An 18,122-nucleotide genomic window follows, 5' to 3' on the forward strand; every position below is an offset into this window, starting at 1 on the left:
CCACCGCAACCCAGTGGGTGATGAGATAGAACACCAATAAAAATACTAGTCAGACGCGTCATTTATTTAGGTTTGCCACTATAGCCTCATATTCACCGCGAATGCATAAGCATGTGGGGAATCCGAATAGGTTCCACACGCACATCGGATAAGAGCGTTTAGTGAGACTCGGCGCGATGGCGGGATACGTCATAGAGGGTAATGCCCACTGCCATTGCGGCGTTAAGAGATTCCATAGCCGAATCAATAGGAATCGATACGATCTGATCGCAGGTCTCCGTCACCAAACGCGAAAGGCCCTTACCCTCGGAACCAACCACCACGCACAGAGGCTCAGAAGCGAGCTGTAGATTCGGCAGGTCTATGTCTCCCCCACCGTCCAAACCAATCACAAAAATACCCTGCTCTTTTGCCTGCTGCAGCACGCGCGTCAGATTCGTTGCCATCGCCACCGGAATACGGGCCGCCGCACCCGCACTCGTTTTCCAGGCGCCCGCAGTCACCGCAGCAGAGCGACGCTCGGGAATGATGACCCCATCGCCGCTAAAAGCCGACACACTACGAATAATCGCGCCCAAATTTCGAGGATCGGTAATACCATCCAAAGCTACGAAAAGCGGGGGTGACTTGAGTTTACCGGCATGCCAGCGCTCCATGACGTCCAGCACCAAATCGGTAGCATCCGGATACTGGTAAGGCGGAATCTGCATTGCGATCCCCTGATGCACGGCGCCATCCGTAAGACGGTCCAGCTCGCTGCGGGGAATCTCCAGCATGGGCAGGTTTTTCTTATTCGCCGTCGTCATAATGTCGCGTACGCGGTCATCGACCTCAATACGGCTCATCACGTATAGGTGCTTCGCTGGAATATTGGTGCGAAGTGCCTCCAGAACCGCGTTGCGACCGGTAACAAGTTCATCACTCACGCGCTTGCCGCCCAGACGAGTCTGGAACTTACGGTTCGTACCGGTAGCCGCACGGCGCTCCGCCGCGCGCTTCATCTTATACGCCTTGTGGTAAACGCGGTCCTCAGCCTTCGGGGTAGGGCCCTTACCTTCCAACGCACGCCGACCGTGACCGCCGGTGCCCTTCGTTGCACCCTTTTTCTTTGCGGTAGCGCCGGGGCGCGAACCTGCCTTAGCCATATCTGTATCCTTTAGTTCAACATCTGTCATACCCGCTTCGGAGCGAGTTTTGGGGGATGTGTTATGCGTTAAGGCTCCACGTAGAGCCCTGCGCGCCGTCCTTGACCGTAATGCCTGCGGCGGCAAGCACATCGCGCATCCTGTCGGCGGTCGCCCAATCCTTCTCGGCACGGGCACTCGCGCGCTGTTCCAAAATAGTATGAATAAGCGCATCTAATGCCTGATGCTCCGCACCGGAAGCCCCCGAACCGTCAAGATTCATGAGCGAAATCAGCCCCAGCACATTCACCATAGCCCACACCGCATTTGCAAATTCAGAGGCGTCCGAACCGGCGGCAAGCGCGGCGTTACCGGCGCGAGTCTGCTCGTGAAGCACCGCAAGCGCACGCGGAATATTCATATCGTCATCGAGCGCATCCGCAAAGTCCTGCGGTACGCGACGTTCCTGCGGATTCGGGGTCATAAGCTCCAAGGTGGCGGCGAGGAACGCCTCCACACGCTCGATAGCAACCCGTGCCTCTTCTAATGAAGTGGGACGGTAATCCAGCACCGAACGATAATGCGCCGAACCCAAATAATAGCGCACTACCAGCGGGCGAGCCTGCTGCAGCATTTGCACGGGAGAAATGGTGTTGCCTATTGACTTCGACATTTTCTCGCCTTCGTAGGTGACCATACCGTTGTGCATCCAGAAGTTAGCGAAATCATCGCCCGCCGCCGTGGACTGCGCCAGTTCATTCTCGTGATGCGGAAAACGCAGATCCAGCCCGCCACCGTGGATGTCGAACCGCTTCCCCAGATATTTACCCGCCATCGCAGAGCATTCCAGATGCCAGCCGGGACGACCGCGACCCCACGGCGAATCCCACGCTGCGGTCAGCGGTTCACCTTCCTTATACCCCTTCCACAGGGCAAAATCGCGGGGATCACGCTTACCGCGCGGGTCTGCGTCGGCGGAATCCTGCATATCATCCACGCTCTGGCGGGTGAGCGCGCCATAGTGTTCCCAAGAACGCACATCGAAATAGACATCCCCAGAATCATCAAGCGCCGGGTATGCATGCCCGCGGTCGATAAGACGCTGAATAAGCTCAAACATCTCAGGAATGTGACCGGTCGCGCGCGGCTCATAGGTTGGCGGGTCAATACCCAACGTCGCATATGCGCGCGCAAAAACTTTCTCGTATCGATACGCGAGTGCCCACCACTGCTCGTTGGGGTGTTCCCCAGTGTAGGTGGACTGTGCAGATTCAACGGACTTCGCCAGAATTTTATCGTCAATATCCGTAACATTGCGCACGGTGGTGACTTTGAGCCCGCGGTAGCGCATCCACCGCGCAAGCTGGTCGAAGACCAGGGCGGAACGGATATGCCCCACATGCGGTTCGCCCTGCACGGTGGCACCGCAGTAGTAGATGCGTGCCTCGCCGGGGACTACCGGTTCAAAATCTCGGATGCTTGATGTTGCTGAATCATAAAAACGCATAGTCACAGTACCTAGTTTACGGGGTATAGCACCCGAGCGGCGGGTACCGCCGGATTCTCATTTAATAATCTTCCGTCAGGGGAACTACACCACCGGGTAAAGGAGTGCGGTGGCAACGGCTGCAACGCCTTCGCCGCGTCCGGTCAGACCCAAACCGTCGGTCGTGGTCGCTATAACAGTCACCGAAGCCCCAGCCGCTTCACTCAGAACACGATTGGCTTCTGCGCGGCGCGGCGAAAATTTGGGGCGGTTACCGATCAGCTGCACGCTGATGTTGCCGATCTCGAAACCTGCCGCTCGCACGATTGCCGCCGCCTCCGAGAGAATACGCACCCCGGATGCGCCAGCCATATCTGGACGATCCACCCCGAAGTTACTGCCCAAATCTCCGGTACCGGAGGCGGCAAAGAGCGCATCGGCGGCCGCGTGCGCAACGACATCGCCGTCGGAATGCCCGCTGAGCCCGCGTTCGTCCGGCCAGTACAGCCCCGCGATCCACAGCTCGGTGTTTTCCTCGCCAAAGGCATGTACGTCTACGCCGGTTCCTACGCGGGGTATGACCGGCTCTTGGGAACCGGGGCGGTTCTGCGTGCTGGGAATATCTGTCATGAAGGTGCCTTTCATCGCGGTTTTGTGTTTAGCCTTTAGGAGCCGGCGGATTCCGGGGCGGTTGGGTAAAGTGCGCGCGCTATGCGAAGGTCGAGCGGGGTCGTGATTTTGAAAGCGTCGGTATGCCCAGTCACGGTATGTACCTGTTCTCCGTATGCCTCGACCGCCATCGCATCATCGGTAATCTGCTCGGCGACTGAAGCCTCAAGCGTGCGACTGTGCTCGTGTGCGGCGCGCAGGGTATCAAGCCTGAAGCCTTGCGGGGTTTGTACGGCACGCATAAGCGCGCGGGAGAGGGTGCCGGTGACGGTGCCGTGCGCATCTACGGTTTTAATGGTGTCGATCACGGGAACGACGGGGATAACGGCCCGATGCCCGGCAGTCAGCGCTTGGGCGACCGTGCGGAAAACCTGGGGAGGCGTAAACGCGCGGGCGCAATCGTGAATAAGCACCCGCTCGATGGATGGGTTTTCGGCGGCGAGCGCATCGAGGGCGGCGATGACCGATGCGGTGCGGGTGTTGCCGCCTTCCGTAACGAGAGCATCAAATTCGGCAGCATCGGCCAGTAATTGCGGGCACCGGTGTGCGCAGTCAGTCGGAACTGTTACGACGATACGTTCTGCAATACCCGAGGCACGCGCGCGCTCAAGCGCCCAGTACAGCAGGGTTTTTCCGTGCACATCGACGGCGGCTTTGGGCATCTTTTCTTTGAGGCGGCTGCCGGAACCCGCGCCGAGCACGACGATGGCGGTGCGAGCTGTCGGGGAAGCATTCGTGGCTAGAGCCTCTGGATAGTTTTCAGTCACATCTAAGAGGGTACCCGATAGCGTGCTTCTGAGGTTTTGAGATGTTTGCGCAGGTTTATGACGCTGAGCGAGACTCGCAAAGTTCCACGGTGTTTTCCCGAGGACGGCATAAAACCGGCGTCATGTGCAGGTCTCATACTGACGATTTGTCATCACATTGCTAAACTAGAGTGCGAGAGTCAAATCTTGTGTCGCTTCTGTGCGCTCGAAGGACTGCGCGTGCAAGGCGGCTTTATATGCACGCACACAGAGTCGCAGGGCTCATCAGAATCTAGGAGGACGCGCCGTGAAGTTCGCCGTTTCCCACTCTCTTAAGCGCGCCGGTGCGGGTGTGGCTATTGCAGCCGCGCTCATATCAGCAACCGGCTGCGGTTATATCTATACCCAGCCGACAACCCTGCAGTATGCTGCATCCGACGGGGTTAAGGCCGATCTTAACGGCGTTGAGCTTCGCAATATCATGATGGTTTCATCCGGCAAAGGTGCGGATGGTCGTCTGCTCGGCACTATCCTGAATAAGAGCGATCACGATATTACCGTTACCTTCGCGTTCCCCAGCGGCGAGAAATCCGTCAAGGTTGCCAAGGGTCGGCAGATACGTTTAGAAAGCAATGATTCTCAGGTGATCGTGCCGAAGATTTCGCAGACTCCCGGTGAGACCCTGGCGAATACTCAGGTTTCTTCGAACGATCAGTCCACAAACCTGAATATTCCGATCTTAGACGGAACTCTCAAGGAGTACGCTTCCTATATGCCGAATGCGGCGAGCTCGCGTGCATCCTCGCAGTCTTCTCATGCGGCGACTCCCAGCGCCAGCACGCCTGCGAAAACCCCAACGCCGAGCGCATCGGCAACTGCCGTTCCCACGAATACGGCGACCGCTGTGCCTACGGCTCCTGAACCGGCAGAGACTCCTTCATACGACGAATCTGAGGAAGTCCCAGCCCCGGCCCCTACGGCGAGCGTGCCCGTCTACGAGAACGTGCAGTAGCGCTGGCGAGGGGTTCGCGCCTCTCAAGGTACAGGAAAAGGCTCTTTATGTCATATAAAGAGCCTTTTCCTGTATGGAGATGGCGATTCTCTACGCCTCAAATTTATAGCCCAGCCCGCGCACCGTAATCACATAGCGCGGGGAGGATGCCTTCGGCTCGATCTTAGAGCGCAGGCGTTTAATGTGCACATCTAATGTCTTCGTATCGCCCACATAATCCGCGCCCCAGACCCGCTCAATCAGCTGGGCGCGCGTCATCACGCGACCGGTGTTGCGAAGCAATATCTCTAAAAGTTCAAACTCTTTCAGGGGCATGGAAACTTCCTCACCGTCCACAGTGACGACGTGACGCTCCACATCCATACGCACCGGACCAGCCGCCAAGGCTTTCTGATCCTGCTCATCGCCGTGGTCTGGGCTCTGCCTCCGCAGCACCGCCCGGATGCGCGCCATCAGCTCTCGCGAAGAGTACGGCTTGGTCACATAGTCATCAGCCCCCAGTTCAAGCCCGAGTACCTTGTCAATTTCGGAATCCTTAGCGGTCAGCATGATGATCGGAACCGAGGAGGATGCGCGAATTTTCTTGCACACCTCCATACCGGACATTCCGGGAAGCATCACGTCAAGGAGTACTAGGTCTGGGTCTTCTCTCTCAAAGGCAGGCACCGCATCCAGACCATTGTCGACTACAACGGGCGTAAAACCTTCGCGCCCGAGCAGGAAAGACAGCGGGTCATAGAGCGCCTCTTCATCCTCAACAAGCAGAATTTTCGTCATCGTTACCTCTGTTTTATGTCCTGTAGCTAGTGTAGCTCAGCTCACGAGTTATCGGCGGATTCCAGGATCTCAGGGGTCGAGTGATCTGCCTCGGCAAGCGGCAGACTCAGCGTAAATGTGGAGCCCTCCCCCAGGGTCGAACCCACGGTGACCATGCCACCGTGCTGCGCCATCACGTGCTTGACGATGCTCAGCCCCAGACCGGTACCGCCGGTTTGCCGTGAACGGGCCGGGTCTACGCGATAAAAACGCTCAAAAATACGTTTCTGGTCTTCCTCAGAGATTCCGGCGCCCTGATCTGTCACCGAAATCAGCAGGTTCTCCTGCGAGGTTTCGACCGTGACATCAACGCGGGTATCTTCGGGAGAATACCGCACCGCGTTCTCAATGAGGTTGTGCACCGCGATCCCAAGCAGTTCGGGGTCTGCATAAACCTCACGGTCGGCGTGGGCATCCGTGTGGATGGTGATGTTCTTGGCTTCGGCGGCGAGATTGGAACGATCAACCGCCTCCCCCACCAGGCTGTTGATTGATACTAATTTTCCGCTGCCGATCACATCGGCGGACTGCAGGCGGGAAAGTTCGATAATATCGCGGACCAGCGCGGTCAGACGCTTTGTTTCTTTGTGCAGACGACTCGTGAAATAGTCGATAGATTCCGGGTCATCGCGGGCTTCTTCAATGGCTTCTGCGAGCAGGCTAATTGCCCCTACCGGAGTTTTCAGCTCATGCGAAACGTTCGCCACGAAGTCGTTGCGTACCCGTTGCACACGCGAGATTTCGGTGCGGTCATCGGCGAGCACCAGAATATATTCGTTTCCCACAGGAGCCACGCGCAAGTCGATCACCAGGGATTCGTCCTCGCCCCGGGCGATCTCAAGTTCTTTTTCCACGAAAATACCGCGGTGCCGCACGGTGCGGATCATCTCGGCAAGCTCAATCGAAAGCACGGTGTGCCCGCGCACCAGCCCCATGGCGTAGGCGCCCGGCGAAGCCTGCACGACGCCTCCGACCTCGTCTACCACCACATAGGCACGCCCAATAACCGCGAGCACCTGCGCCGCTCCATCGCTCAGAGCAGGTTCGGCAACGGTCGTGCGATGTCGTTCACGCTCGAACCGCCTCAGAATACCCATGCTTAAAAGACCTAGAGCCAGTCCGAGAACGCCGGAGGAAAAAGCGATAAGACCTGCGTTCAACGGGCTATTCCTTCCTAAAAGTGCCTATCTGATGGGCGGTGTCGTGTGTCTTGAAGCGAAAACCTGGCCGCCGCAGTGCCGAGGCAATCTGAAAACGATGAGAACCCACCGCCCCGGTCAGTTCAACACTACCGGAACGATGGGTTCTCCTACCATGCGCGTTAAATAATTACTTACCCTGGTTTGCGACAGCCGCGATAGCATCCTTCGCAGCTTCAGGGTCAAGGTACTCGCCCGGCTTGAGAGGCTTAAAGTTCTCGTCCAGCTCATAGTACAGCGGAATGCCGGTCGGAATGTTCAAACCAGCGATATCCTCATCGGAGATGTTCTCCAAATGCTTCACGAGCGAGCGCAGGGAGTTACCGTGCGCCGCGACCAGCACAGTCTTACCGTCGGCAAGGTCGGGCTTAATATCTGATTCCCAGTACGGAAGCATACGACCGAGAACATCCTTGAGGCACTCGGTGCGGGGTGCGTTCTCAACATCCGCATAGCGGGGATCGTTTGCCTGCGAGTAGGGGTCGCTATCGTCCAGCGGCGGAGGTGGCACATCGTAGGAACGACGCCAAGTCATGAACTTCTCGTCACCGTATTCTTCACGGATCTCAGACTTGTTCTTACCCTGCAGAGCGCCGTAGTGACGCTCGTTCAGACGCCAGGTACGCTTGACCGGAATCCAGAGGCGGTCGGCCGCATCCAGGGCAATATTTGCGGTGTTGATAGCGCGGCGCTGCAGCGAGGTGTGCACGATATCGGGAAGGATGCCGCGCTCTTTCAGCAGTTCACCGCCGCGCTGAGCCTCAGCACGACCCTTACCAGTCAGATTAACATCGACCCAGCCGGTGAACAGGTTCTTTTCGTTCCACTCCGACTGGCCGTGACGCAGGAGTACTAATTTGTATGTCATAGCTTCTATTTTTTCATGCGGGCGGCGGTTTGTCATGCTTATGCCAGCAACACCACACCGCCATCTTGCCCTACATCTCGCGGCAGAAGACGAATCGGTACGCGGCACACCCCTGCATAGATGCGCCACGCGCCGAAAAGGTCAAAGTCACCCTATACTCGGGTGAAAGATACGGGCTGCACGCCTTGACGAAACGAGCGCCTAGTAGCGGCGGTTACCGCCCACAGCAGGCCAGACTCCCGCTAGGAAAACACTCGAAATAGTGGCGGCGACCAGTTGGAAAAGTACCACGCTGCTCGTAGCGCTGGGGTTATATGTAAAGCTCAAGGCGCTCCAAACCCCCAGCAGACCAACCGCAGCGGAACCACCGGTCATAGCCATCCAGAAATTCTTGGAACGTTTGCCGTTGAACGTGTACATATTCGCGGGTGCCATGACGGACCGCACAAAGGCAAGAATACAAATCCACGCCACCACGAGGGCAAGCAACCCATCAATAATCAGGGTGGCATAAAACAAAAGCTGAGGAGCAGTCATATTTTCCTTACTGGATGACCTGCTCGATGGCGGTCACCAAATCCTGGTAGAGATCATCAACATTCTCAATGCCGACCGATAAACGCAGCAGCGACGGCGGAATGGAGTCGGGTTCGCTCCCGTGCCGACGACGGCGTTCAATCAGGGATTCTACACCACCAAGGCTCGTTGCCGGAGTCCACACGCGCAAAGCCTCTACCACACGCTGCGTTTGTTCATCGCTGGCACGCAAGACCACGCACAGCACCGCGCCGAACCCGCCGTGCATCTGCTTCTTAGCCAGCTCATGCCCATTACTGCCGGGCAAACCGGGGTACCGTACCTCTTCTACCGCCGGATGCTCACTCAAGCGCTCAGCCAGCCTCTGCGCGTTGTGCACCGAACGCTCAACGCGAAGCGCCAGGGTTCGCAGACCGCGTAAGCCGAGCCACGCCTCCACGGGTCCGGGAATAGCCCCGTTGGTGATGCGATGGTGCAGCATTGCCTGATAGAGGTCCTCGTTCGAGGTGACCGTAATGCCCAGGAGCACATCCGAATGCCCTGCCAGGAACTTGGTCGCAGAGTGAACCACCACGTCAGCACCGAAGGAGAGAGGCTTCTGCAAAATCGGGGTGGCGAAGGTGTTATCGACAGCGGTCACCACACCCAGACGTTTCGCCGCAGCGCAAATAGTAGGCAGGTCGGCTACCTCAAGCATGGGGTTCGTGGGGCTCTCCAGCCAGGCGAGTACCTTCGGAGCTGCATAATCCACGGTTTCGGGGGTTACACCGGTGCGGGCAGCAGCATCTTCGAAGGCGGCGATCACCGAAGCGGTATCTTCCAGATCGATGCGCACGACCTCAGCAATACCGCGTTTCTGCAAATCCTTGCTCATAGTGATAGAGGCCATGTAGGCATGTTTAGGAATGAGAATAACCGACCCGACCGGTACCAAATCCAGAATCGAGGCAATCGCTGCCATGCCCGAAGGGAATAAGAGACCGTGTGTGCCACCTTCCAACCCGGCGACAACCTCTTCCATAGCTTCCCAGGTGGGGTTGGCGAACCGCGCATACACTTTATCGGAGACGGTATCAACGGTACCGGCTCCACGGTAGGTTGAGGACAAAATAATCGGTGGGTTCACCGGCGCATCATGCTCATGCGCGGGACGGCCACCGCTCACCACATAGGTCTCTGCTGACATCTTCTCTTCACTCATGCTTTTAAGAGTGGCACAGCGAAGGCTCACATGCACGCCGAACACCGCAGAAAGTCATGTTCTGGCTCGGCAACGCCGTGAAAACGTTCGCCTTCCTTTATCGCGTTCGGCAGGCACGGTACCCTTAGTAGGGTGAACGATTCCCTGCACTACACGCCACAGAGTACGCCCGCGCAGCCGGGTTCAGCGCCCGATCGCCGCGGGCTTTTTATCGTCTTCGAAGGCGGTGACGGTGCGGGCAAAACTACCCAGCTTGCCCGGCTTCAAACCGCTCTAGAGGCTCAAGGCTACACCGTGATTGCTACCCGAGAACCAGGCGGAACACCCCTTGGCGAGGCTCTGCGGGACCTCGTTCTTAAACACGGTTCCAGCGAGGTCGATGCTCGTGCCGAGGCACTGATTTTTGCTGCATCCCGTGCGGCGCATGCGGCGCAGAAGATTCGTCCCGCGCTCGCTACCGGGACGGTAGTACTCAGCGACCGTTATCTCGATTCTTCCGCAGCCTACCAGGGCATTGGGCGTAATCTGGGCAAAGATACCATCACGGATTTAAGTCGCTGGGCAACCGAAGATCTGATACCGCACGCCACAATTCTGCTGGATGTTCCCCTCACCGATGAGTCCCAGCGCATGAGCGACCGCGGCACCGTAGACCGGATTGAGGCGGAAGGCGCTGATTTCAAAGCCCGCGTGCATGCTGCTTTCGCTGATATTGCGCAGCAGAACGCCGACGGTGCGCATTATGTAGTGGATGGTTGTGGAAGTGTGGATGCGGTGCACGAACGGGTGCTTGAGGTTGTTCGCCCGCTCTTGAAATCCCGAGAGTTAGCCCGCGATAACGGTGATACCGATGAGAATCTTACCCCCGGTGGTTTCGGGGAGGACGCCCTATGAGCCTGTGGGATGAGCTGATTCTGCCCGCGGGCACGCTTGACCAACTGCGCCGCGACGCATCCGCCGAACGCCCCACGCATGCCTGGCTTTTTACCGGGGCGGCGGGGGCACCGCATCGGCGAGCTGCCCTTATTTTCGCGGCGGCATTGCTGTGTGAACAGCCCGATCCTGCCGATCGCGGGTGCGGCACCTGTAAGGGCTGTGTGACCGTGCTGAACGGTTCGCACTCGGACTTTACGCATTTTCGTACCGAGGCGGTCAGCATCAGCATTGACGATGCCCGCGACCTTGTGATGAAGGCGCAGGATAGGCCGTCGGTCGGGCGGTGGCGCGTGATCCTTATGGAAGACACCGAACGCATGCCCGAGCGCACCTCTAACGTGCTCTTGAAGGCTATCGAGGAACCGCCGCCGCACACGATTTGGCTGCTGACGGCTCCCTCCCCCACCGATGTGCTCGTGACGATTCGTTCGCGCTGCCGTCCCGTACAGCTGCCGGTTCCCGCCATCGCCGATGTTGCAGCCAAGCTCGCTGCCGACGGGGTTGAGGAAACGTTGGCACGCCACGCGGCAACCCTCGCGCAGGGTGATGCTGAGGTCGCCGCCCGACTGGCACACGACCCCACAGCCCTGCAGCGGCGCGAAACCCTGCCGCTTCTCATTATGAACATTCGTTCTATTTCTTCTGCATATGCGGCAGCGGACAGGCTTATCACGCTCGCGGAACAGGACGCCGCCGAAGCCGCTGCAGCGCGCGACGAGAAGGAACGCGCCGAACTATTGGCGATCCTGGGCATCACCGAAGGGGCGCGCATCTCCCCCAGCCTGCGCTCGCAGGTGCGGCGGCTAGAGGACGAGCAGAAACGGCGTGCGAAGCGCATCCAATCGGATACGCTGCTGCGGTCGATGACGGAGATTCAGACGGTGCTGCGCGATGTGCTCACCCTGCAGCTAAACTCCGGGTCTGCCCTCATGAATGAGCACGCCCGAGATGCGCTCGCCGAGTTCGCCGCACGCACGAGTGCCGCGCAGACCCTGGAACATGTGCAGGCGCTTGAGGTTGTGCTCGGCAGGCTGCGTACTAATGCGAACGCACGCCTGCTCATTGAAGGGTTTATGGGTAGGTTTGTTCACTAGCTAGCCGTGTCCCGTCCCCTCATAGCAAGAGCCTTGGCGTGAAAAAGCGAATTTTCTAACGCTTTATTCACTACCAAGGCTCTTTTTAGCACCGGAAAGAACGGAAGTCGCAGACGCTCCTAGTTCCTAAACCCATGCACCGGCGAGGGTATCCTGCCGCAGCGAGCGATGAACGCCTCCGAAGATGGGGTATGCACCGGCATAATCGGGGCGCGCCCCAGCAGCCCGCCGAATTCGACGGTATCGCCCACGCCCAGACCGACGGCTGGAATCACGCGCACGGCGGTGGTTTTGTGGTTCATCACACCGATAGCAGCCTCATCGGCAATCATGGCGGCAAGCGTCGCGGCGGAGGTATCGCCCGGCACCGCAACCATATCCAGCCCGACCGAGCAGATCGCGGTCATCGCCTCCAACTTATCGAGTGTAATATGCCCGGCGGCAGCAGAATCGATCATGCCAGCATCCTCAGAGATCGGAATGAACGATCCAGAGAGCCCGCCCACATGCGAGCAGGCCATGAGCCCACCCTTCTTGACCGCGTCGTTGAGCAGGGCAAGCGCCGCCACGGTACCGTGAGTTCCCACAGTTTCCAGACCCATTTCTTCAAGGATATGCGCGACTGAATCGCCGATCTCAGCAGTAGGCGCCAGCGAAAGATCCACAATATTGAAGTACACGCCCAAGCGTTCGGCGGCTAAATGACCGACCAGCTGACCCACGCGAGTAATCTTGAAAGCGGCGCGTTTGATAGCCTCGGCGCACGCATCAAAACGCTCGCCACGCACTTGCTGTAGGGCACGCTGCACCACACCGGGGCCGGAAACGCCCACCGAAATAGTGGTGTCCGCCTCCTGTACTCCGTGGAAAGCGCCCGCCATGAAGGGGTTGTCGCTCACGGCGTTGGCGAAGACCACAAGTTTGGCGCACCCGAAGCCGTTGGTATCTGCGGTGAGGTCAGCGGTTTCACGAATGATTTCGCCCATGCGTTTAACGCCGCTCATGTTAATACCGGCGCGGGACGAACCAATATTCACCGACGAACACACGACATCAGTCTCAGCGAGCGCAGCGGGAATAGAATCCATGAGCACGTTATCGGAGGGGGTAGCACCTTTGTCGATCAGCGCGCTGAATCCGCCGATAAAGTTCACGCCCACGGCTTTTGCTGCGGCGTCGAGTGTGCGAGCATACTCAAGATATTCGCTCTCTCCGCTGGCCGCCGCTACCACGGAAATTGGGGTTACGGCAATGCGCTTATTTACAATCGGTATGCCCAGCTCAACTTCGATACCTTCACATACGCTCACCAGGTTTTTAGCGCGAGAGGTGATTTTGTCGTAGATTTTGCTGCGTGCCACATCGCCGTCAGAGTCGGCGCAGTCCAGGAGCGAGATACCCATGGTAACGGTGCGGATATCGAGTTTTTCTTCCTCGATCATGCGGATGGTTTCGAGTATTTGGTCGTTCATCATAAAGGTTATCCCGCGCCTTAGATGCTGTGCATCGCTTTGAAGATAGTTTCCGCTTGAATACGGATTTGCACCTTTTGGGCGTGTTCGACGGCTGTCATAGACTCCTGCAGGTCGATGAGGTTCTGTTCGGTGTCGTCAAAGGAGCAGTGCATAATCATGGTGAAGTACTCGCCCATAATGGTTTGAGAAACGTCAAGCACATTCACATGGCGTTCCGTGAGCTTGGTGGTGACGGCGGCGATAATGCCTTCGTGATCGATTCCGGTTACGGTCAGAATAATTTTCACGGTGATTCCTTTACTCGTGTAAGCCCGGTATTCGCACGTTTGCTGGCACGAATGCTTGTTTAGGAATTGTAACGCACGTATAGCTATGCAGACCCGCGCAACATGCTTGAGGCGGCGCTCACGTTCTCGCGGGCGCCACCTCAGCTTGTGGGCTAGTCCAGCCGTCCGTGCGTGTTAACGCCGTGCAGCAGGTCTTTCAGATGCGGTGCCAACCGCGGTAAATCCCATGCGCGGTGCCTGCTAATGGTGGAGACGATATAGTCGCTGAGGTTCAGCCCCAGGCGTTCGGCGTTGCGTTCCAGCTTCTCACGGTCGGCCTGGGTGCCCCTGCGCTGTTCGGATGGCTCGCGCAGGTAGTCCACCAGTGCGGGAATTGCGCGGGCGCGTTTCGTGGTGGAGTACCCGGGCGCCTTGATTTTAACCATATAGCCCGTAGAGTCACGGATAACCCAGCCCTCAGCGTCGCTTGTACGCGCATCCTGAAGCAGGCGGGTGAAATCGGCGTCGTCTTTGAGGGGAATTTCTTCGACCGTAGAGATACGTACGGAGCCGTAGTCTTCGGTGGGGCGCGGCTGCGCGAAGGCTTTCGGGGAGAGCCACAGGTCTTCAAAGCGAGCCGGTTTCACTCTGAACTGCGCGGTGTTTGCGATCATATCGAGCAGATAGAGTGTGACGTGTTCGTAGGGCACGATGTGCGGGTCGCGGAACGGATCGACCACCTCAACGGTTAGGGATGAATCCATGCGGGTGAGCGCTTCAGTGAGCCGGGCGCGTTCTTCCTGGGTGAGGACCGCGTGCAGGATGCTTTCGGCGTGGCGGCTGTAGGCGGTTACCCCACTCTTGCTGTAGACGGTGAGCATACCTTCGAAGACCGTGATAATCGCTAGATATCCGTTTTCTTTGGCGCGTGCAATGGCCGGGTAGGCGAGGCGTTTGCGAACGTGTGCCTCGCTTTCATGCCCGGGCTCGTCCATATTGAAGAATTTTTCGTACCCGCGCCCCACAATTTTGCCGGTTTCGGCGTGGATAAAGAGTCCGCGCGCTTTGGCGGTGGTCTTATCCCAGGCGCCTTTGTAGAAGGCTTTACGCGTGAAGTTGCACGCGAGCACGCCTGCAGGTTCGGTGGCGCGCACGTTCACGTTGGGGTTGGCGCGCATCTCCTCTAGCAGGCGATGCCCGTCGTTGAGAGGTTCTGTGGCACCGTCTGCGGTATTTTTCGAGGCGCCCACCGCTCTACTCCCCGAGGCGTAAGGGTCGGGGACGAGGGAGCTCGATGGAATTTTCACGATTTCGCGCTTCCACACGGCTTTTTCGGGTGCACCGGTTGCGCTGTCCTCGCGGCTGAACACCACGGCACTCAGCTCGCCGCCGGTAAATTCAACGCTGCTTTCTAACGGAATGAGATTACTGTATCCTTCCGAACCGAGTGCCGCCGGGCGGTGACCGTAAATTTGGGTGATACCGGCGGCCCGGCTTAGGTCGTTGAGCGTGTCTTCGTAGCCTGCGTACTGGGTTTTACCCGCCCGCGCCTGCGAGTACGGATTAGAACCCAAATAGAACGTTTCATCTGCATACAGCCCCGTGAGGTACCCCTCTCCCACCCCTTCCAGCGTGCGATGGGAATCCGCGAAGAGCTGCGGTGCAACCCCGGCGTGGGTCACGAAATAACGCTCCTGCCCAAGAGTAAAGGGCATCATATTCACGGCAGTGTTGAGCATGGCGATCACTCGGCTGTTGTACACGCCGTGGGCGGCGAGCGCATCCAGGGTTTCGCGGGCGTCACGGTAGCGGCGCACGCCCCTAATAGTGTGCATGATGGAGCGTTCGTGGTTGCCCATCACCAGGTGCACATTAGGCAAGGTACCAAGGGCAGGTTCAAGGATGTCAAAGACTTTTTCGGGGTTTTGCCCGCGATCGAAGAGGTCACCGGCGAATATCCAGCAGATGTTTTCATCGCTCAGCCCGGTTTCGGGTGAGAGGGCGCTGATAAGCTTTTCGAGTTCACCACCCATGCCCTGAATATCGCCGACCACGACTACTTTATGGTAGTTATCGAGCGCACGCACCGGGGTAAAGAGCTCGGCGAAAACCTGGTCGGGGGCGATGTACCCGGCGACCACATCCCGGTAGTTTTTGAGGGTGCTGCGCCAGTTCTCGCGCAGCTCACGGTGGTTGTTGTAGGCGGTCTCAATAACCTCTTCGGGTACGCGCTTGGTGTATTCGCGGGTTCTGTTGCGCGTATACAGCTCGTCGAGGGTGAGTTCGCCTTGAAAATCGACGAGGTATGCGGTGTAACAGTATTTGCGCGCAAATTCGAGGAAAGTTTTCATGTTACGCAGCAGCACGTTCATATTGTCGATAAATACGGTGTTGCCGTGCCGCATATTCTCTTCCACACAGTCATTCACCCGGCGGATAGCCTTCGACTCGGCGCTGGTGTTTTGCGATAGGGCTAGTGCGGGCTGATTATCGAGCGTGTAGGTGATGTATCCGCATTTGCGGCGCTCGGCATCCCAAGAATGCGTCAGGTCTGCAAGTTCGGGATGCGCGGCGATCCAGGTGCTCTTACCGGAACCCGCCGCACCGGCTAAGAGGAAGATTTTACGTGCCATCGGTGCTGTCTTTCGTCGTCGGAGGTTGTGGTTGGGTAATTTATGTCAGGGTTTTGCCGGATATTCCATTCCTGTATCTCTGAAATATTTATATGTTACATCTGAAGGTGCACCGAGGCACAAAAGAATATATCTAAAAATTATATTCTTAATATTTTAGTTCTATGAAGCTAAAACTCTTGTTCCAGCAGAGAAGGTAACCAATTTTTTACAGTATCCCACACGATATCGAGGTTTATATCAAAGTACCCATGAGCCAACCGGTTCCTCATATTTCGCATGCTGCGCCACGGGACCTCAGGAGTCGTACGAGTATAGTCTTCGTAATTATCCATGATTTTTGTTGCAGCTTCGCCGATAATAATAAGATTTAGGATAACTGCCTGTTGAGTCTTTTTATCTTTTAAAAAATCTTGATGAGTCATATTTTCCGTAAAAGAATATGCATCACCGGCTGCCTGTTGTATGTGCTCTATGTAATCAGAAAGACGATTTTTGCTCATCATTACACCGGCTGAGCCTCAGCAAGTACGCGTTCACGGAATTTATGGGGCAAATCTTGGGGAGTGAGAACTTCTACTCGGGTTCCAAGCGCCTGCACCAAATCTGCTTCCAGATCTCCGAGATCTAGAAGAGTAGCTCCAGGCAGAGCATCCACGAGGACATCAAGATCGCTCTCCTCATGATCGGTACCATGTAGAACAGAGCCAAAAACACGGGGATTTACTGTAGGATATTTTTTCACAATCTCGCGTATAGCACGCCGATGTGTTTCAAAAGCTAACGAAGGCCGCATAGCGCTACTCCTTTCTTAAGATACAAGTCTTATAGTAAATACTCACAAACTTGCTCTCAATATTCCCCACACAATAAACACGCTACACATACCGGGCGATATACAGTTCGCCTTCCCCCGTGATGGTGACGGAGGTGGCATCCCCAGCGTGCAGTACCGACTCGGTGCCGCGCAGCGTTATGTTCTGCTCGCCCACAGAAATTGTGACCGAACCGTCCACCACCAGCGCGGCAGAGGTGCCTTCAAAGGTGTATCCAACCGGGTTGTCAGCGAGCACCCGTATATGCTGCACACTCATGCGTTCATCCCACATGGCGTATTGTTCCACGCCCGATCCGTTCGCCGCCGGGCGCTGTACTACCGGCACATCCTGATGCTCTCCGAGCACCTTAATAAGTTCTTCCGTATCAATATGCTTTGGGGTAAGACCTGCGCGCAGCACATTATCCGAGGGATTCATGAGCTCAATCGCCGTACCAGAAACATATGCATGCACCTGACTATCCGGAGTAAAAGCAGAGTCCCCCGGCGCAAGATTCATCAGGTTCATCACAAACGCGACGAGTAGCCCCTTATCACCCGGATACTTCTGCGCCACCAGGTTCACCAGGTCGGCTGCATCCGATACCGTTGCAGAGACACCATCCTGTGTCATCAGCTTTTGCGCCGCAGTTACCAAACCCGCTATGGCGCGGTCAGCGGCATCCTGCGGAAGACGAATAATCTCGGTCAGCAATTGTTTTGGGCTCAGCTGTACACGAGAACTCAGCCAATCGGCGCCAAAAGCTTCAGCCAGCTCCCGCAGCTCGCCCTGCGGGCGCACGCCCGTCAGTACCTTCATGGGGGTTAAGGCAATTACGTTCTCAGGTTTAGAGTACCGGTCTTTATAGTTACGATGCGGCGCATCAGCCGGAATCCCGCGCGCCTGCTCATCCTCGAACCCGGCGACGGCCTGCTGCGGCGTAGGGTGAACCTGAATCGACAGAGGAGCATCAATAGCCAAAATCTTAAACAGGAACGGAAACCAGTCGCTCGCGCGGTCAGGGCGCAAAAAACGGTCCGGATGCGCCGCCACCAGCTCGTTCAACGGCGACACAGACCCACCGACCATGGCCTCAGACGGAGCCGCAGGATGCGCCCCCACCCAAACCTCAGCCTCCGGCTTTTCTGTGGGTACGGGCACACCGCGCATGCGACCCAGAACTTCGTGCGAACCCCACGCATAATTCTGAATCTTATTCTTCAACGGAAAAATTTCGCCCAT

General features: G+C 57.2%; 18 protein-coding genes. 3 read left to right on the forward strand and 15 right to left on the reverse strand.

What is annotated here, in order from left to right:
- Nucleotides 1-158: 158 nt before the first annotated feature.
- The 4 genes from rlmB to ispD form a co-directional block, all read right to left on the reverse strand.
- Complete coding sequence (gene rlmB, locus HMPREF3164_RS06070; RefSeq protein WP_070449617.1) at nt 159-1,145, reverse strand: 23S rRNA (guanosine(2251)-2'-O)-methyltransferase RlmB; 987 nt, start codon at nt 1,143-1,145, stop codon at nt 159-161.
- A 61-nt stretch (nt 1,146-1,206) separates the two neighbouring features.
- Nucleotides 1,207-2,637: a cysteine--tRNA ligase gene (cysS, locus tag HMPREF3164_RS06075; protein ID WP_070449620.1), complete on the reverse strand. Its 1,431-nt coding sequence runs from the start codon at nt 2,635-2,637 to the stop codon at nt 1,207-1,209.
- Nucleotides 2,638-2,715: 78 nt separating this feature from the next.
- Nucleotides 2,716-3,240 (reverse strand): 2-C-methyl-D-erythritol 2,4-cyclodiphosphate synthase, encoded by a 525-nt coding sequence (ispF, locus tag HMPREF3164_RS06080; RefSeq protein WP_048751420.1) that lies wholly within the window; start codon nt 3,238-3,240, stop codon nt 2,716-2,718.
- Between the two features lie 35 nt (nt 3,241-3,275).
- Complete coding sequence (ispD, locus tag HMPREF3164_RS06085) at nt 3,276-4,046, reverse strand: 2-C-methyl-D-erythritol 4-phosphate cytidylyltransferase (protein WP_070449623.1); 771 nt, start codon at nt 4,044-4,046, stop codon at nt 3,276-3,278.
- A gap of 286 nt (nt 4,047-4,332) precedes the next feature.
- Between ispD and HMPREF3164_RS06090 the strand changes: the two genes are divergently transcribed.
- Entirely contained in the window at nt 4,333-5,037 is a 705-nt protein-coding gene (locus HMPREF3164_RS06090; RefSeq protein WP_070449624.1) for a hypothetical protein, read from the forward strand.
- Between the two features lie 90 nt (nt 5,038-5,127).
- Here HMPREF3164_RS06090 and HMPREF3164_RS06095 read toward each other — a convergent pair whose 3' ends face one another.
- From HMPREF3164_RS06095 to HMPREF3164_RS06115, 5 genes are all read right to left on the reverse strand, one after another.
- Entirely contained in the window at nt 5,128-5,814 is a 687-nt protein-coding gene (locus HMPREF3164_RS06095) for a response regulator transcription factor (RefSeq protein WP_004006589.1), read from the reverse strand.
- Between the two features lie 41 nt (nt 5,815-5,855).
- A complete protein-coding gene (locus HMPREF3164_RS06100) occupies nt 5,856-7,013 on the reverse strand; it encodes a sensor histidine kinase (RefSeq protein WP_070449626.1) in 1,158 nt (385 codons plus the stop codon).
- Nucleotides 7,014-7,182: 169 nt separating this feature from the next.
- Complete coding sequence (locus HMPREF3164_RS06105; protein ID WP_070449686.1) at nt 7,183-7,920, reverse strand: phosphoglyceromutase; 738 nt, start codon at nt 7,918-7,920, stop codon at nt 7,183-7,185.
- A gap of 201 nt (nt 7,921-8,121) precedes the next feature.
- A complete protein-coding gene (locus tag HMPREF3164_RS06110; protein ID WP_004006586.1) occupies nt 8,122-8,457 on the reverse strand; it encodes a DUF2516 family protein in 336 nt (111 codons plus the stop codon).
- Between the two features lie 7 nt (nt 8,458-8,464).
- Complete coding sequence (locus HMPREF3164_RS06115) at nt 8,465-9,658, reverse strand: trans-sulfuration enzyme family protein (RefSeq protein WP_070449628.1); 1,194 nt, start codon at nt 9,656-9,658, stop codon at nt 8,465-8,467.
- Between the two features lie 132 nt (nt 9,659-9,790).
- Between HMPREF3164_RS06115 and tmk the strand changes: the two genes are divergently transcribed.
- Nucleotides 9,791-10,552 (forward strand): dTMP kinase, encoded by a 762-nt coding sequence (tmk, locus tag HMPREF3164_RS06120; RefSeq protein ID WP_239664713.1) that lies wholly within the window; start codon nt 9,791-9,793, stop codon nt 10,550-10,552.
- Nucleotides 10,549-11,688, forward strand: a complete 1,140-nt coding sequence (locus HMPREF3164_RS06125) for a DNA polymerase III subunit delta' (protein WP_070449629.1) — start codon at nt 10,549-10,551, stop codon at nt 11,686-11,688. Before tmk ends, HMPREF3164_RS06125 begins: the two co-directional genes overlap by 4 nt.
- Nucleotides 11,689-11,807: 119 nt before the next feature.
- On the opposite strand, the gene HMPREF3164_RS06130 is transcribed toward HMPREF3164_RS06125, so the two are convergent.
- From HMPREF3164_RS06130 to manA, 6 genes are all read right to left on the reverse strand, one after another.
- Nucleotides 11,808-13,163, reverse strand: a complete 1,356-nt coding sequence (locus HMPREF3164_RS06130) for a PFL family protein (RefSeq protein WP_013398474.1) — start codon at nt 13,161-13,163, stop codon at nt 11,808-11,810.
- A 17-nt stretch (nt 13,164-13,180) separates the two neighbouring features.
- Nucleotides 13,181-13,450 carry an ACT domain-containing protein gene (locus HMPREF3164_RS06135; RefSeq protein WP_004006581.1) on the reverse strand — a complete coding sequence of 90 codons (270 nt, stop codon included), beginning with the start codon at nt 13,448-13,450 and terminating at the stop codon, nt 13,181-13,183.
- A 152-nt stretch (nt 13,451-13,602) separates the two neighbouring features.
- A complete protein-coding gene (locus HMPREF3164_RS06140) occupies nt 13,603-16,062 on the reverse strand; it encodes an RNA ligase (RefSeq protein ID WP_070449631.1) in 2,460 nt (819 codons plus the stop codon).
- A 170-nt stretch (nt 16,063-16,232) separates the two neighbouring features.
- Nucleotides 16,233-16,565: a HepT-like ribonuclease domain-containing protein gene (locus HMPREF3164_RS06145; protein ID WP_070449689.1), complete on the reverse strand. Its 333-nt coding sequence runs from the start codon at nt 16,563-16,565 to the stop codon at nt 16,233-16,235.
- 2 nt (nt 16,566-16,567) lie between these two features.
- A complete protein-coding gene (locus HMPREF3164_RS06150; protein ID WP_013398471.1) occupies nt 16,568-16,858 on the reverse strand; it encodes a nucleotidyltransferase family protein in 291 nt (96 codons plus the stop codon).
- A gap of 82 nt (nt 16,859-16,940) precedes the next feature.
- Nucleotides 16,941-18,122 (reverse strand): mannose-6-phosphate isomerase, class I, encoded by a 1,182-nt coding sequence (manA, locus tag HMPREF3164_RS06155; protein ID WP_070449632.1) that lies wholly within the window; start codon nt 18,120-18,122, stop codon nt 16,941-16,943.

This window comes from Rothia sp. HMSC08A08 (assembly GCF_001808385.1).
Classification (GTDB): Bacteria; Actinomycetota; Actinomycetes; order Actinomycetales; family Micrococcaceae; genus Rothia; species Rothia dentocariosa.